Source organism: Bacillus sp. 95MFCvi2.1 (assembly GCF_000374965.1).
GTDB classification, from domain to species: Bacteria; Bacillota; Bacilli; order Bacillales; family Bacillaceae_G; genus Bacillus_A; species Bacillus_A pseudomycoides.
The window spans coordinates 42524-57354 of the sequence record NZ_KB895708.1 but is presented as its reverse complement, the minus strand read 5'-3'; the positions used below and the strand labels follow the sequence as shown (position 1 = coordinate 57354).

At 34.9% G+C, this 14831-nt stretch carries 13 protein-coding genes and 1 pseudogene; 5 read left to right on the top strand and 9 right to left on the bottom strand.

Going from position 1 to position 14831, the window contains the following annotated elements:
* The first annotated feature begins 36 nt into the window (after positions 1-36).
* Together C568_RS0121905 and C568_RS33435 are read left to right on the top strand one after the other, a co-directional pair.
* Entirely contained in the window at positions 37-594 is a 558-nt protein-coding gene (locus C568_RS0121905; protein ID WP_018782720.1) for a GNAT family N-acetyltransferase, read from the top strand.
* A 178-nt stretch (positions 595-772) separates the two neighbouring features.
* Positions 773-892, top strand: coding sequence for a YfhE family protein (locus C568_RS33435; protein ID WP_003194890.1), 120 nt, complete (start codon positions 773-775; stop codon positions 890-892).
* A gap of 588 nt (positions 893-1480) precedes the next feature.
* Here C568_RS33435 and C568_RS0121895 read toward each other — a convergent pair.
* The 7 genes and pseudogenes from C568_RS0121895 to nagE all read right to left on the bottom strand — a co-directional run bounded on the left by C568_RS0121895 (position 1481) and on the right by nagE (position 10863).
* Positions 1481-2647 (bottom strand): diglucosyl diacylglycerol synthase, encoded by a 1167-nt coding sequence (locus C568_RS0121895; RefSeq protein ID WP_018767243.1) that lies wholly within the window; start codon positions 2645-2647, stop codon positions 1481-1483.
* A 411-nt stretch (positions 2648-3058) separates the two neighbouring features.
* Positions 3059-3790, bottom strand: a complete 732-nt coding sequence (pflA, locus tag C568_RS0121890; protein ID WP_003194887.1) for a pyruvate formate-lyase-activating protein — start codon at positions 3788-3790, stop codon at positions 3059-3061.
* Positions 3791-3856: 66 nt separating this feature from the next.
* Positions 3857-6106, bottom strand: coding sequence for a formate C-acetyltransferase (gene pflB / locus C568_RS0121885; protein ID WP_018782719.1), 2250 nt, complete (start codon positions 6104-6106; stop codon positions 3857-3859).
* An 828-nt stretch (positions 6107-6934) separates the two neighbouring features.
* A complete protein-coding gene (locus tag C568_RS0121875; protein WP_018782717.1) occupies positions 6935-7585 on the bottom strand; it encodes a DsbA family oxidoreductase in 651 nt (216 codons plus the stop codon).
* Positions 7586-7693: 108 nt separating this feature from the next.
* Positions 7694-7846: pseudogene (locus C568_RS34375) on the bottom strand (sugar ABC transporter ATP-binding protein); the annotation flags it as partial.
* A 43-nt stretch (positions 7847-7889) separates the two neighbouring features.
* On the bottom strand, positions 7890-9101 hold the full coding sequence (locus C568_RS0121865; protein ID WP_006093330.1) for a serine hydrolase domain-containing protein: 1212 nt from the start codon (positions 9099-9101) through the stop codon (positions 7890-7892).
* Positions 9102-9363: 262 nt separating this feature from the next.
* Complete coding sequence (gene nagE, locus C568_RS0121860; protein WP_006093332.1) at positions 9364-10863, bottom strand: N-acetylglucosamine-specific PTS transporter subunit IIBC; 1500 nt, start codon at positions 10861-10863, stop codon at positions 9364-9366.
* A 499-nt stretch (positions 10864-11362) separates the two neighbouring features.
* Between nagE and glsA the strand changes: the two genes are divergently transcribed.
* Positions 11363-12292, top strand: coding sequence for a glutaminase A (gene glsA / locus C568_RS0121855; RefSeq protein ID WP_006093333.1), 930 nt, complete (start codon positions 11363-11365; stop codon positions 12290-12292).
* 177 nt (positions 12293-12469) lie between these two features.
* Positions 12470-12811, top strand: coding sequence for a DUF3969 family protein (locus C568_RS0121850; protein ID WP_003194872.1), 342 nt, complete (start codon positions 12470-12472; stop codon positions 12809-12811).
* A gap of 21 nt (positions 12812-12832) precedes the next feature.
* Here the strand turns inward: C568_RS0121850 and C568_RS34845 are convergent, their stop codons facing one another.
* Together C568_RS34845 and ytaF are read right to left on the bottom strand one after the other, a co-directional pair.
* Positions 12833-12991, bottom strand: coding sequence for a hypothetical protein (locus tag C568_RS34845; protein ID WP_000532411.1), 159 nt, complete (start codon positions 12989-12991; stop codon positions 12833-12835).
* Positions 12992-13108: 117 nt separating this feature from the next.
* Positions 13109-13717, bottom strand: a complete 609-nt coding sequence (gene ytaF, locus C568_RS0121840) for a sporulation membrane protein YtaF (protein ID WP_018782716.1) — start codon at positions 13715-13717, stop codon at positions 13109-13111.
* A 137-nt stretch (positions 13718-13854) separates the two neighbouring features.
* Between ytaF and C568_RS0121835 the strand changes: the two genes are divergently transcribed.
* A complete protein-coding gene (locus tag C568_RS0121835) occupies positions 13855-14508 on the top strand; it encodes a DUF1232 domain-containing protein (RefSeq protein WP_003194865.1) in 654 nt (217 codons plus the stop codon).
* Positions 14509-14831 lie beyond the last annotated feature (323 nt).

Below are 14831 nucleotides of genomic sequence, written 5' to 3'. Positions count from 1 at the left end.
TTTCGTCATGCTACCCTCATATGAGGAGGAGTTAGTATGTTAAAAAAACGCGACTTACACGACAGCCACGTTCTATATGATTTAATGGTGGATCCTGCTGTCTTCCCTTTTGTGCGTCAAAAAGCTTATTCATACGAAGAGTTTTTATTTTTAACAAAGCAAACAATAGAAGCAGAAGAGCGTGGTGAATTAATTTCACGCACAATTTTAGATGAATGGGGAAACCCTATCGGCACGATTACTTTATTTGATGTGCAAGAAAAAGCTGGTTTTCTTGGTACATGGCTTGGAAAACCGTATCATGGCCAGGGGTATAATAAATTAGCAAAAGATGCTTTTTTCAGCGAGCTTTTCTATGAGTTAGATATTGAAATAATCTTTATGCGTATTCGCAAAGTAAATATTCGTTCGATGAAAGCAGCTGAAAAACTACCATATGTAAACCTAGCAAACGAAACTAGAAAAGCTGTTTATGATCAAATTAACACAATCGAAGAAGTATATAACTTATATGAAATTCCAAAAGATCAATATACTCTTTCTACAATGCGTGATACTACATTCCAAGATACTCATCATTTAAAAGAAGCGTAGTATGTCACTAATTATAAAGTGAAACTTTAATCAGTGGGAAACTTATCCCCCACCTATTTTGTGGGGGCCTTACTGCCCGCGAATAGCGGGATAAAATGAATATACTTGTTTATTGTGTATACCTCTTTATGTCATTGGAAATGATAGATAATAACTTTATGACACGAGGTGATCTGTAATGGATAGAAAGAAACGTGAAAAAGCAAGAAATACATTAAATAGTACACAAGAGGTTCTTTATCAACGAGAGTTTCGAAGAGCAGATCGTGCAGCGGGATATCGCCCTAAAGGTGTATAATTATAAAGTGAAATTTTAATCAATGGGTGCTTTATCCTTCACTGATTATCAGCCCTCACCAATCGGGCTTTTACGGGCAGTTGATCACTTAACTTCTTTGCTTTCGTCAAAGTTTGAGATGGAATTTTACTGCCCACAAATAGTGGGATAAAGTGAAACTTGAGGTAATTTTTTTACCCTCTCCTACCCTTTACTTTTTGGATGACAAAGTAAAGATTTACCCCTTATATTATAAGGGGTATTTTTTGTGGAAAACTTTATCCACAAAAATAATAGAATTGTGTATAAATTTATCGATTCTTTTGGATTATTATAAACTTAATCACAAATATCATGTTTATTTTGTGGATATTTTTTCTGAAAATTGTGGACAATGTGGATATCGTTGTTAATATTCCGACTTTACCGTCTATTGAAACCGCATTCTCTTGTGGATAACATATAACGAATATATAAAAACATACAACTTTATCGAGGGGAACTGTTTTGGCTAGGGCAGTTATACCTTGTGACTAACTTTAACTTTTATACTGAATTCCTACAAAACAACAAAGAAACCCTCTTTCCAAATACAAAGAGGGTTTCATATTACGTAAAAGATTGAGCAAGAGCTGGCGACTTAATCGGCATATGATTAGATTGCACATGGTTCTCTTCTAAAATTGCATCTACAATGTGGCAAGCTGGCTCTGGACGATAGATACTTCCCATCGCTTCTTTCATTTGTAAGAGCTTCCTATCATCTTCTAATAGTGCCTTTGTTTTCGCAAAAATGTCCTCATCTTCACGAATTACAAGTGCAGCTCCTTTTTTTTCAAAATATATTGCATTTTCATTTTCTTGTCCCGGTACTGGTTTATATAAAATGACAGGTACTTGTAAAGCTGCCGCTTCGCTTAATGTAATGCCTCCTGGCTTTGTAATCATACAAGAGGTAATACGGAATAACTCATCGATATTCTCTACATAACCAAATACTGTTAATGCCTCAGGCTTTTGTTCCTTAAGCCCTAATAACTCTTGTTTTAAGGCTTCATTTTTCCCACAGACAACAGCTATTTGAAGATTAGGAACTGTCATAAATGATTGACATAATTCTTTTACATTTCCTAATACACCATGGGCACCTGCTACAATAAGTAAAATCTTTTTCTCACGAGATAAGTGATATTTACTATATAGGATTTCCGGGTTAATAGTTAATTCAAAGTTTTTACGAATTGGAATCCCAGTTTCTACAATTTGCTCTGAAGGTACACCAATTTCAACCATTACTTTTTTCACATGATCTGTCGCTACAAAATAACGATCTACTTCACGATGAATCCATATTTTGTGTAAACAAAAATCTGTTAACACATTATAAACAGGAATTGAGAAACCTGTTTGTTTTTTCAATTCCGGTACTGCAATAATTGGAAATGTATTAATAACAATGTCTGGTTTTTCTGCATGTAATAATGCTTTTAAGCGTTTTCTCCCAAAATTCGCATACCACGATGCAATTTTCTTATCGTAAATCTTTTCTACACCATAATAAAATAAGCGATATAGCTCTTTACCTATTGTATAACTTTTCAAGTATAAATATTTTGTAATATCCGTTATGACTGGATGTGACTCTCCAAATAGGTCACACACAATCACATCCTCAATTCCTTTTTGACGAAATGTTTGTGCTAATGTTTTTGCTACTTGCACATGACCGTTACCGTAATGTGCAGTTAATATTAAAACCTTGGGGTTTTTTATCAAACAAATCCACTCCTAGCTTTTTCGCTTTCCCATATTGCATATACGACAATAGGAAAAACATTTTCCTAAAAAAAATTACATGTTTGGATTCCAACACTTTCATGTTAGCTATGTACCTGTCGTGGATATGCAAAGCATATAAGATTGACCCCTTAATCCTATCTGTGCTCATATCTTTACATTATACTTTCCTATCAGAGCTTTCGCAATAACTTACAAATGATCATATTCCATGATACTCACCCTGCTACTTCTTAATTCTTGTTACTATTTGGTTTTCCCTTTACAATTATGTAAATTTATCCTCTTATTTCTTTACAAAAATATGGATATTCCACTTTCAGTATACTCTTTTCTATAGATATACTCTAGATTTTATTAAAAGAAAGCAAAAAGTCTAATCCAAATGGATTAGACTGCTTGTAAAATATTTTTTGCCTTTTGAACATTTTTTTCTGTTGGAGGTTCTACCCCTTCAAGAGGATACTTATGTCCAAGTGCTTCCCATTTATATACACCAAGCTTGTGATATGGTAAGACTTCAACTTTCTTTACATTAGAAAGACTTTGAATGAAGCTAGATAATCTCTGCAAATCTTCTTCACTATCAGTAACACCTGGAACTAATACGTGTCTTACCCAAATTGGTTTTTGTTTATCAGATAAATAACGAGCAAATTGTAGAATGTGTTCATTCGTTTTACCAGTTAATTTACGGTGCTTTTTAGGATCGATATGTTTTAAATCTAATAATACTAAATCTGTATAGTCCATTAAAATATTTAATTTTCTTTGGAACTCTGGCTCTTCAGAATAGCAGCCTCCAGAAGAATCGATTGTTGTATGAATTCCAATTTCTTTGCATTTCTTAAATAGCTCAATTAAAAAGTCTAACTGCAGTAATGGTTCCCCACCGCTCACAGTAATGCCACCACCGGAAGCTTCAATAAAAGGAAGGTAACATGTAACATCCTGCATCACTTCTTCAACTGTTATTTCTTTTCCTTTACCGATTTCCCACGTATCAGCATTATGACAATATTGGCAGCGTAATAGACACCCCTGTGTAAATATGACATAACGAATTCCTGGGCCATCAACAGTACCACAAGACTCTACAGAATGAATTCTTCCTTTTACCATGTTAACTTCCTCCTTTATTGAAACAGCCTCCCTCTGCTTTTATTACAACAGAGGGAAACTTTTTACTTACATACTTTCATGCATTGTACGGTTAATTACATCGATTTGTTGTTCACGAGTTAATTTAATGAAGTTAACTGCGTAACCAGATACACGAATTGTTAATTGTGGATATTTTTCAGGATGTTCCATTGCATCCATTAATGTTTCACGGTTAAATACGTTAATGTTTAAGTGATGTCCTTCTTTCACTGCATATCCATCAAGCATAGATACTAAGTTTTTAACTTGTACATCATCTTCTTTACCAAGTGCTTTTGGAATAATTGAGAATGTATTAGAAATACCATCTTGCGCATCTTCATAAGGTAATTTTGCAACAGATAATAGTGACGCTAGTGCACCTTTTGTATCACGTCCATGCATAGGGTTTGCACCTGGTGCAAATGGCTCACCAGTACGACGACCGTCTGGAGTGTTACCAGTTTTCTTACCATATACAACGTTAGATGTAATAGTTAAGATTGACATTGTATGAACAGAGTTACGGTATGTTTTATGTTTACGAAGCTTGTTCATAAATGTTTTCACAAGGTTTACTGCAATTTCATCTACACGGTCATCGTTGTTACCGTATTTAGGGAAATCACCTTCAATTTCAAAGTCAACTGCAATGCCATTTTCATCACGAATTGGTTTTACTTTCGCATATTTAATTGCACTTAAAGAATCAGCTACTACAGATAAGCCAGCGATACCCGTTGCCATTGTACGAAGAACATTTGTATCATGAAGTGCCATTTCAATACGTTCATAGCTATATTTATCGTGCATATAATGGATAACATTTAATGTGTTTAAATATAAACCAGCTAACCATTCCATTGTCATATCGAATTTGCGCATAACTTCTTCGTAATTTAATACTTCAGAAGTGATAGGTGCAAATTCAGGTCCAATTTGTTCTTTTGATTTTTCATCTTTACCGCCATTAATTGCATATAATAGTGTCTTAGCTAAGTTTGCACGAGCTCCGAAGAACTGCATTTGCTTACCTATTCTCATTGCAGACACACAACAAGCAATACCGTAATCATCGCCATACTCTGGGCGCATAATGTCATCATTTTCATATTGAATTGCAGATGTTTTAATAGACATTTTCGCACAGTAGTTTTTAAAGTTCTGTGGTAATTGTTTAGACCAAAGAACTGTTAAGTTTGGCTCTGGAGCTGGTCCTAAGTTATCTAATGTGTGCAAGAAACGGAATGAGTTTTTCGTTACTAATGGACGACCATCAAGTGCAATACCACCGATAGATTCTGTTACCCAAGTTGGGTCACCAGAGAATAATTCATTATAATCAGGTGTTCTCGCAAATTTCACAAGACGTAATTTCATAATGAAATGATCGACAATTTCTTGTGCCGCTTCTTCAGTTAATGTACCATTTTCAATATCTCTTTCGATGAAGATATCTAAGAATGTAGAAGTACGTCCAAGGCTCATTGCTGCCCCGTTTTGTTCTTTAATCGCTGCAAGGTAAGCGAAGTATAACCATTGGAATGCTTCTTGTGCATTTGTTGCTGGTTTAGAAATATCAAAACCATGAGAAGCAGCCATTTGTTTTAACTCTTGAAGTGCACGCATTTGCTCGGATAACTCTTCACGTAAACGCATTGTATCTTCGCTCATTACACCGCCGGTTAAATTTAAGTCTTCTTTTTTCGCTTCGATTAAACGATCAACACCGTATAATGCCACGCGGCGATAGTCACCAATAATACGTCCTCGACCATATGCATCTGGAAGACCTGTAATAACACCTGATTTACGAGCTAATCTCATTTCTGGAGTATAAGCATCAAATACACCTTGGTTATGCGTTTTGCGCCAATCTCTGAAAATACGACTAAGTTCTTTATCCATTTCGTATCCATAAGCTTCACAAGCTTGTTCTGCCATACGAATACCACCATAAGGTTGTAATGAACGCTTAAATGGCTTGTCAGTTTGGAAACCAACTACTTTTTCAATATCTTTATTTAAATATCCAGGACCGTGAGATGTAATAGAAGAAACAATGCTTGTATCCATATCAAGAACGCCACCATTTTCACGTTCTTGTGTTGTTAACTCCATTACTTGATCCCAAAGTTGTTTCGTTGCTTCTGTTGCTCCCGCTAAGAAGGCTTCGTCACCTTCATAAATGTTTACATTATTTAAAATGAAGTCGCGGACATCAATCTCTGCTTTCCACTTTTCACCTTTAAAGTTTGTCCATGCATTTTTTACATTTTCTAATACTTGAGTCATCCTAATCTCCTCCATTTTTTGATTAGTACAGGACTAAGATTTTTTATATAACAGCTTACACATTTAGAATACTACTTTTTTTAAAAAAGTGAATGAGATAGTTGTGACACGTTTGTGAAATATTGAACAAATCACTATACACATAGTGTTAACTTCATTTAAAACTCTTTTAAATTAACTCTTTCCTTAATTGTATTTTTTTGGTATTCTTATGAACGAATCCTATTCTGTAGTATAAAGGGTCATACCCATTTCAAACTGTAATACCCTTACCTCTTATTCTGTTATAGTTTTTTTAGAACAGAATAGAAAGAAGTGTACCTGTTTGGTACACTTCTTTTCATGATTAATTGGAAATATATTTTACATATTTCGAATTTGCACTAATCCATTCGTTCGTCCCCACACAATATAAAGTGAAACTTTAATCAGTGAGGGTTTTCTCCATCCTCCACTGATTATTAGCCCTCACCAATCGGGCTTTTACGGACAGTTCATCTCCCACCTAACTTCTTTGCTTTCGCTGAATTTTGAGGTGGGAGTGTTACTGTCCGTTAATGCGGGATAAATCATTTTCTTCTCCATATATTTTGAGCAGCTGTTGCATTTGGATTTCCGGTATCATGAGCAACAACAAATGTAACTTGATCCATTTGTAATCCAGAACGTCTTTTACTTGGGACGGGCAAATACTGCGGGGGAATTGCATACTTAATTTCTAATACCTCCTCTTTTGGTTTTTGCTACATATAAGCTTGAACATAGAGAAATGGCAGAACTTATTTAAAATAAAAATAGCTGTTGGGACACTCCCAACAGCTATTTTTATCACTCACAACCATCTATGTTACATGTCATTCCTTCTGACAAAGTTGTAGTTTCTTTTTTCAATTCTTGTTCAATCACTGCTTCTAACGTTTTTTTATCTCGGACACCTTGGACAACGCTATTACCAATAATAAATGTTGGTACAGCTTGTACGCCCTGTTCATAATATGCATGATGTACTGCTTTTTCATGAGCTGCTTTATATGTGTGATTTTCTAAAGCAGCTCGAAATGCTTCTTGATTCAATCCGACTTCTCCAGCAATTTCTACTAGCACTTCAATTTCGCCGATATTTCGTTCTTCTTGGAAAAATGCTGTGAATACACGGTGCTGATACTCATTTCCTTTTCCATATTCTTTCGCAAATTGATATCCTTCAAAAGCTGTATGTGTATATGGATGCGGTGAAAGTCGGGGCAGTTTCATATCAACACCCATTTGCTCTGCCCATGGCATAATTGTGCTTTGAAACATCCCTAATTTATCTGGCTCATTCCATGGATCAATTCGCTCCGCTGGATATGGTCGTAATTCAAACGGCATCCATTCTACTTCTACATCTTTTCCTTGAATTGCTTCTTGCAGTGGCTTTTCACCTAAAAAACAAAATGGACAAACGTAATCCGAATAGACTTTTATTTTTAACGTCATGATTAATTTCCCCTTTACGATCAAGTTGAAACAATTATAGTTACAACGAAGTTTAATTGTCAACTCTTATACTTTTCCAATAAAAGAGGCATCCTACTACGATGTCTTCTAATTTTTAAAGGTTATAATTGTTGTTACCGCATAGTATACCGCTTTTTCAAAATCCGCATGTTCAGATACCGATATCGAAACAAGTGACCCGCCACTTGCTGAAAAATATTGAACTGCTTCTAGTGGAATGCCGTCTTCTTTTACATCAATTCTCAACTTACATGAAAAAAAGACTACCCCAAAAGATAGTCTCTTACACTTCAATATGCTGCAACATCGTATAAATATCATTATTAACCGTACCAAATGATTTAATGTTATTTTGAATATTAGATAATAAAATAACATACGCATTACCACTTCTACTAAATCCATTTAAACAATTCCATCCCGGCATTACACCGTGATTAGAGTAACTTCCTGGATTTACATACCATCCAAATCCATAATCTTTTTTAAATGCTGTAAACATTTGATTGTAGCTTTCTTTGGATATTAGCTTCCCAGAAAATAGCGCTTCGTTAAATAAGTATAAATCATTTGCACTCGTATATATGTCGCCATTTCCATATAATTGTGACATACTCGGGATAGCAGGTACTGTCATATTATTATTTACAATCTTGTAACCAGTAGAAGGATACTTTGTTTTCTCTAATTCAGTACCAAAACCCGAATTTTTCATGCCTACAACATCAAAAATATGTTGTTTAATATATTCTTCTAATGGTTGTCCACTAACTTTCTCAACAATGTAACCAAGTATTGAATAATTGGAATCCGAATACTTCCATTTTTCACCTGGATTAAATAAACGTTTTTGTTGTCCAATTCGCTTCAACAATTCCTCATGAGAAATATCATCTGCTCCTGCCTCATATTCAGGAATTCCAGATGTATGTGTCAATAGATGAACTAATTTAACTTCGCTACCTCTTGGAAAACTAGGAATATATTTCGCTATTGTATCCTCTGTTTGAAGTTTATTTTGATCTTTTAACTGCATAATCGCTGTCGCTACGAATGCCTTTGAAATTGAGCCAATATAAAATGTTGTTTCTGAATTATTTAGTATTTTTTTCGCCTGATTTGCCAGCCCGTACCCTTTATTCAAAAGTACTTTTCCATTTTTCACAACAACTGCTGTTCCACTAAAATTTTTGCTCTTTAAATACTCATCTAATTGGGCATTCTCGTTAATTTCTTGTGGTGGTCCTTGGACAGGTTGTTCCACTTCCTTATTAGCTTGCTGTGGCACTTCCGGAGGTTGTTCTGCTTGTTTTTGTACCGTTTCTTTCTTTACTTCCTTAGTTGCTTTTAACGCATTCTCTTTCTTATTATGTGGAGTAATTTTTGTAAACGCAAAATATACAAGCGAAAACAATACAATGAGAATGACCGTTCTTTTTATGTATGTAACCGGTCGACGAGCTTTCACACTGACACTATCCTTTTCTTCATTCATGGTTCTTTTTTTCCCCTTATTTACCAATAATTTAATCCATTCATAAAAAAGATACCCTCTAATTTCTCCTAACTAATGGAAGTTTTGTTTTATACCATCCCTACTTTATCATGTGACGAACGTATTACCAACAAATATGCACAAAAAAAGAAAAAGAAAATTCCAAAAAGTAAGATTCCCGATAATATTTCTATAAAAAAAGAGGATGCCCTCAAAAAGATCAACTTTATCGACCTTTTTGAACATCCTCTTTTACAATTATTTATACATGTTTTTTCATATCATCAGCTACAGATTCAACGTTTGTACCTACGATAACCTGCACGCTTGTATTACTTAATTTCATAACACCTTTTGCACCTGCACGTTTTAATGCTGGCTCATTTACTAAGTTTGCATCTTTGACTTGTAGGCGTAAACGAGTCGCACAGTTATCAATAACGGTTAAGTTGTCTTTTCCGCCTAATGCTGCTACGTAAGTTTCACCGATAGATCCTGCAACTGGTACTTCATCTTCATCTTCTTCTACTAACTCCTCATCATCTTCACGACCTGGAGTTTTTAAGTTAAATTTCTTAATTAAGAAATAGAATACCGCAAAGTAAATTGCTGCATAAATCAAACCAATTCCCGCTAATAATAACGGTTTTGTTGCAATACCTAAGTTTAAGAAATAATCAATCGCACCGGCACTAAATGAGAAACCATCGTGAATACCAAGTTTTGTTGTTACAAATAACGAAATACCTGTTAATACAGCATGAATACCATATAATACTGGAGATAAGAACATGAATGAGAATTCAATTGGTTCTGTAATACCAGTTAAGAATGATGTTAAAGCAAGACCAGCTAACATTCCTGTAACCATTTTACGTTTTTCTGGTTTAGCAGCTGCAATCATTGCGAAACATGCTGCTGGTAAACCGAACATCATAATTGGGAAGAACCCAGTCATAAACATACCTGCTGATGGATCTTGCGCAAAGAAGCGTGCGATATCACCATGAACAATATCGCCTGCTGCATTTGTAAAATCACCAAGTACAAACCAGAAATATGTGTTCATTACATGGTGTAAACCAATTGGAATTAATAGACGATTTAATAAACCGAATAGACCAGCTCCGATTGCATCTAAGTTTACAATACCGTGTGCTACTGCATCAATACCGCTTTGAATTGTTGGCCAAATTTGACCGAATACTAATCCTAAAAGAAGCATGACAACAGAAGTAATAATTGGCACGAATCGTTTTCCTGCAAAGAATCCTAACCATTCTGGTAACTTAATCTTATGGAATTTGTTATATAATAAGCCAGCGACAACCCCGGCAATAATACCACCAAGTATAGCCATATTTATCTTCGGTGTTAAAGCCGATGCTTTTGAAACTTTTGTCATTGTATCTGCTAACTTACTTGGATCAACTGAACCGAGTAAGTCTTGAACACTTTTTAATTTATCATTTAATTCTGCTGTTGAATAACTAACACTTAAAGTATTAGTTGTATTCTTCATAACTAGATAACCAATCGCACCTGCAAGACCTGCGGCACCACTACCATCAACAGATAAACCGATTGCAACACCAATTGCAAAAATAAGTGCTAAGTTATCAAAAATTGCTGCACCGGCCTGTGCCATAACAGGAATATCAAATACGTCTGGTTGACCTAAACGAAGCAATAATCCTGCTGCTGGTAACACTGCGATTGGAAGCATTAACGCTTTACCAATACGTTGTAGAAACTGCAACATTGTAATTCCCCCTATTCAATTTATGAAATCGTTATCATTATAATTGCACCTTAGAAAACGCTTTCTATTACATAATCATAATAACATATAGTTGTATAGATGTGTAGCTTTTATTTATGAACTTTTTATGGATATATTCCCCATTTTCAAACTGTTATATAAAAGGGGGATTTTCCTTTTATTACCGACTAAAATGAAAGATAAGGCAACTATACAGCCATTTTGATTTTCCAACATATAAGCCACGGCTATGAAGAACAAAAGGTGACCTGCCCTCGTTTTCTCTCTTTGTTTTACTTGGCATGGGGCAGGAAGAAGATCTGACCACTTCTATGCATGGCCAGATCCTCTCTCCCAACTAAAAAAGGGTTTATATTGTTTTCAATTTTTATTCAAATAGAAGTTTCATTTTATCATTCCACTTTTTCATGTTATTATTTATTTCCAAGTTTATAGGGAACAGTAAACTTAGTGAAACAGGAACAGGAGCGTTGGTATTATGCAGTGCATCGAGATAAATAACTTGCAACAGCTGTTAGAACAAGTAAAGCCATATACAAAAAAAGGTAAACTTGCTACTTATATCCCCGAACTAGGAAATGCAAATCCAGACGATTTAGGGATCGCTATCTACCATAAAGAGACAGAATATATCCATGCTGGTAACTCACAAACACTCTTCACCCTTCAAAGCATTTCAAAAGTAATTACACTTGCTCTTGCTCTTCTAGATCGCGGTGAAGAATATGTATTCTCTAAAGTTGGAATGGAGCCCACTGGTGACCCATTCAATTCTATTATTAAGCTAGAAACAACTAGCCCTTCTAAACCTCTTAATCCAATGATTAACGCTGGTGCGCTAGCTATTACAAGTATGCTTACAGGAGATAGTAACGAAGAGAAGATGGAACGAATTCTCCGCTTCGTACGTGATATTACAGACAATCCTACAATTAACTACTCTTCAAAAGTAGCCATCTCTGAACTAGAAACTGCTTACTTAAATCGTTCTCTTTGCTACTATATGAAGCAAAATGGCATCATTGATGGCAATATCGAGGAATTAATGGATTTATACACACGTCAATGTGCTATTGAAGTAAACTGTATTGATTTAGCACGTATTGGTTTAATCTTCGCAATGGATGGCTACGATCCATATAAGAAAAAACAAATTATTCCAAGACATATCACAAAAATTTGCAAAACATTTATGGTAACATGTGGCATGTACAACGAATCTGGTGAATTTGCAATCCGCGTTGGTATTCCCGCAAAAAGTGGGGTAGCCGGTGGTATTTTTGGCTGCGTAAAAGGCGAAATGGGAATCGGTATTTTTGGACCAGCTCTAGATGCAAATGGAAATAGTATCGCTGGATTTAAAATATTAGAGTTACTCTCCGCTCAGGAAGGTTGGAGTATTTTTTAAAAAGGTTTCTTAATGACAGTTTTCCTCATTACCTATAATTCAATTTCAAATTCCAACAAATAAAAAAGTTATCCTGCCCCCACTTAAATAGGATAACTTTTTTTATTATGCATATTTGTTCCCCCCTCCCGAATAATATAGTACAACCTAACGCTATACGGTGGAGGTGTAAAAGAAATGAAACTTATTTTTCAAATGGAGGAACAGCCTGTCCTAGAAAAAACCATCCTTCTTTTTATACTCAGTATTGTAGAAAGCCTAAAATTAAAAGTTGTTTCCCCCGATGAGGCTTATCGATACATATTCAATTTAGAAGTATTGGAATTATTAATGGATCGAAATATTGATGATCAAGTACTAGAGCTTATTCATTTTGGAATGGGGCTTGAAGACATTCATCATGTCCTTCCCGAAGAACTTGAACCAAGTATTGAGGAATTAAAATGGCGTTGCATTCAAGTTCTAGGTGAATATGGCATGTATGAAGAATCACAGCAATTAATTGAGGACATCCGCTAAAAAAGCACCTATATAGGTGCTTTAATGTTTTTTTAAACTATTTTTGTACGTTTCAATATTAACTGGTAATTCTTCCTCTTCTAACGTATGCTCATTTACATCCTTATGAATGAATGCTCCTTTAGGCGGCTGATGATCATGACCTTTTTTCTTATGATCAAATGCTTTACCACGTCCCATACTCATCCCCCTTTCTTTAAAAGAAATCAATGTTAGTATGAAGAAAAACACGTCGATATATGCAGTACTTTGTTTTATTTCCAAGGAAATATTCGAATATTGTTTTCCAATCTGCTCTCACATCAATTGATCGATTCCGATAAGAATTAGTAAAATGCCCGCAATAATTGTTGCCCATTTTCCTAAGTATTCCGCTAAAAATCTCTTCCCTATATAGGAAAAACCGCTAATACAAATGAAACTAAATGTACCTGAGATAATTGCAGTCCACCAAAGATTCAAGTTGGTTACTCCCGCATCAAATCCCCCTGCAAGATTATTAATTGATAATGCAACACCTAATACCAATGCTTCAGAAAAACTGATTGTTTTAGATCTATCAAAATCAGCATTCTCAGGATTACGTAATATTCTCATCACGCTTCCATCTTTCTCTGATACCTCCCCTTGCTTACTAAGTAAGGGTTGACATAAAACAAATACCCCAATTATCCCGAGTACAAGTGCACCAATTAAATTTGCGATAAAATCTGAAATAAACAATGAAATCCAACTTCCAAAAAAGCCAGCCAATAGAGCAAACAAGAAACCAAAAAAGGCGATGATAAAATTATTAAATCCAGAAATTCGAATCTTGCGAATCCCATACGCAATACCTACACCTGCATTATCTAAATTAGAAGCAATTCCAATCAAAAAAATTGAAAATAAACTGGCTGTACTCATCAACATTCACTCCTTCTGTTCACTTTTCATTGCATATTATGCAAATGTTGAGCAACTGTGCCTGTCAGCTTCATATACTTGTAATAAAAAGCTCCACATTTTTTCAACACCTTAGAAAAAAAAGGAGTGCCAAAACTATGTCTACTCAAAATCCAAATGATAAACTTGGTACCTTATTAAAAAAATTATTAAAAGAACGTGCCTTATCTATGCGCCAATTAGGAACACTTACAAACATTGATCCTTCCACAATTTCAAGAATTATAAATGGTAAACAACAAGCAAAACAAAAACACCTGCAAAAATTTGCAGAATGTCTGCAAATTCCACCGCAAGTGTTATATGATGCAATCTATACAGATTCCCCTCATACAAAAAAAGAAAAAACAGATATGTACACATCACTTGATGCAATTCAACAAACATTACAATCCTCCAACTTATTTGATTATGAGTACACAACAACTCGTGTGAAACAGGAACTTGAAAATTATGAAAGATATGCACAAACAACAGAAGGTCAGAGACGCATTCATGAGAGTTTCTCAACAAAACTAGAGCAAATTGATAGTACAGGTCCTTTCATTGAGCAATTAACAGATATGTATCATCAATTTTGCAAAGAGTCCACTCCTCTCAATGAGCGTGCTATCATTGGAAGTGCCCTACTGTACTTTGTTTTATCAACAGACATTATTCCAGATTATATATTTCCAATTGGCTATTTGGATGATGCAATTGCAGTTGAGTTAGCAAAAGAGAAATTGGCTGATATAAAGAAGAAAACTTAGAGGCTGCTCAAGAAAAATGGAACTATTTCGGAATTCTAATTTGACTAGCTTCTGAAATAGTTCCATCCTAAAAAATCGTACAAACATCAAAGTTTGTACGATTACACGACAGGTACTTTTCATATTACATGATGTATCTTATCCTTTTATTAGGAAAACCTTAATTTTTTCTTATTTTTGTGTATGACACCATTCATAGATAAAAGCGGTAATCACTTTCGTAAACTCAATCAACTGCTGAACTTCAACTTCTTCATTTTATCCATAACTTAAGATGAAACTTTTCTTACTCTTTCACAAATCAGAATTTCACCACACGAATT

Coding starts and splice junctions, on each gene's coding strand:
- pflA (WP_003194887.1), bottom strand. CDS start 3,790: ATGGTAAAAGGAAGAATTCATTCTGTAGAGTCTTGTGGTACTGTTGAT.
- C568_RS0121865 (WP_006093330.1), bottom strand. CDS start 9,101: ATGAATGAAGAAAAGGATAGTGTCAGTGTGAAAGCTCGTCGACCGGTT.
- C568_RS0121905 (WP_018782720.1), top strand. CDS start 37: ATGTTAAAAAAACGCGACTTACACGACAGCCACGTTCTATATGATTTA.
- C568_RS0121850 (WP_003194872.1), top strand. CDS start 12,470: ATGAAACTTATTTTTCAAATGGAGGAACAGCCTGTCCTAGAAAAAACC.
- C568_RS33435 (WP_003194890.1), top strand. CDS start 773: ATGGATAGAAAGAAACGTGAAAAAGCAAGAAATACATTAAATAGTACA.
- C568_RS34845 (WP_000532411.1), bottom strand. CDS start 12,991: ATGGGACGTGGTAAAGCATTTGATCATAAGAAAAAAGGTCATGATCAT.
- pflB (WP_018782719.1), bottom strand. CDS start 6,106: ATGACTCAAGTATTAGAAAATGTAAAAAATGCATGGACAAACTTTAAA.
- C568_RS0121875 (WP_018782717.1), bottom strand. CDS start 7,585: ATGACGTTAAAAATAAAAGTCTATTCGGATTACGTTTGTCCATTTTGT.
- C568_RS0121835 (WP_003194865.1), top strand. CDS start 13,855: ATGTCTACTCAAAATCCAAATGATAAACTTGGTACCTTATTAAAAAAA.
- nagE (WP_006093332.1), bottom strand. CDS start 10,863: ATGTTGCAGTTTCTACAACGTATTGGTAAAGCGTTAATGCTTCCAATC.
- glsA (WP_006093333.1), top strand. CDS start 11,363: ATGCAGTGCATCGAGATAAATAACTTGCAACAGCTGTTAGAACAAGTA.
- ytaF (WP_018782716.1), bottom strand. CDS start 13,717: ATGAGTACAGCCAGTTTATTTTCAATTTTTTTGATTGGAATTGCTTCT.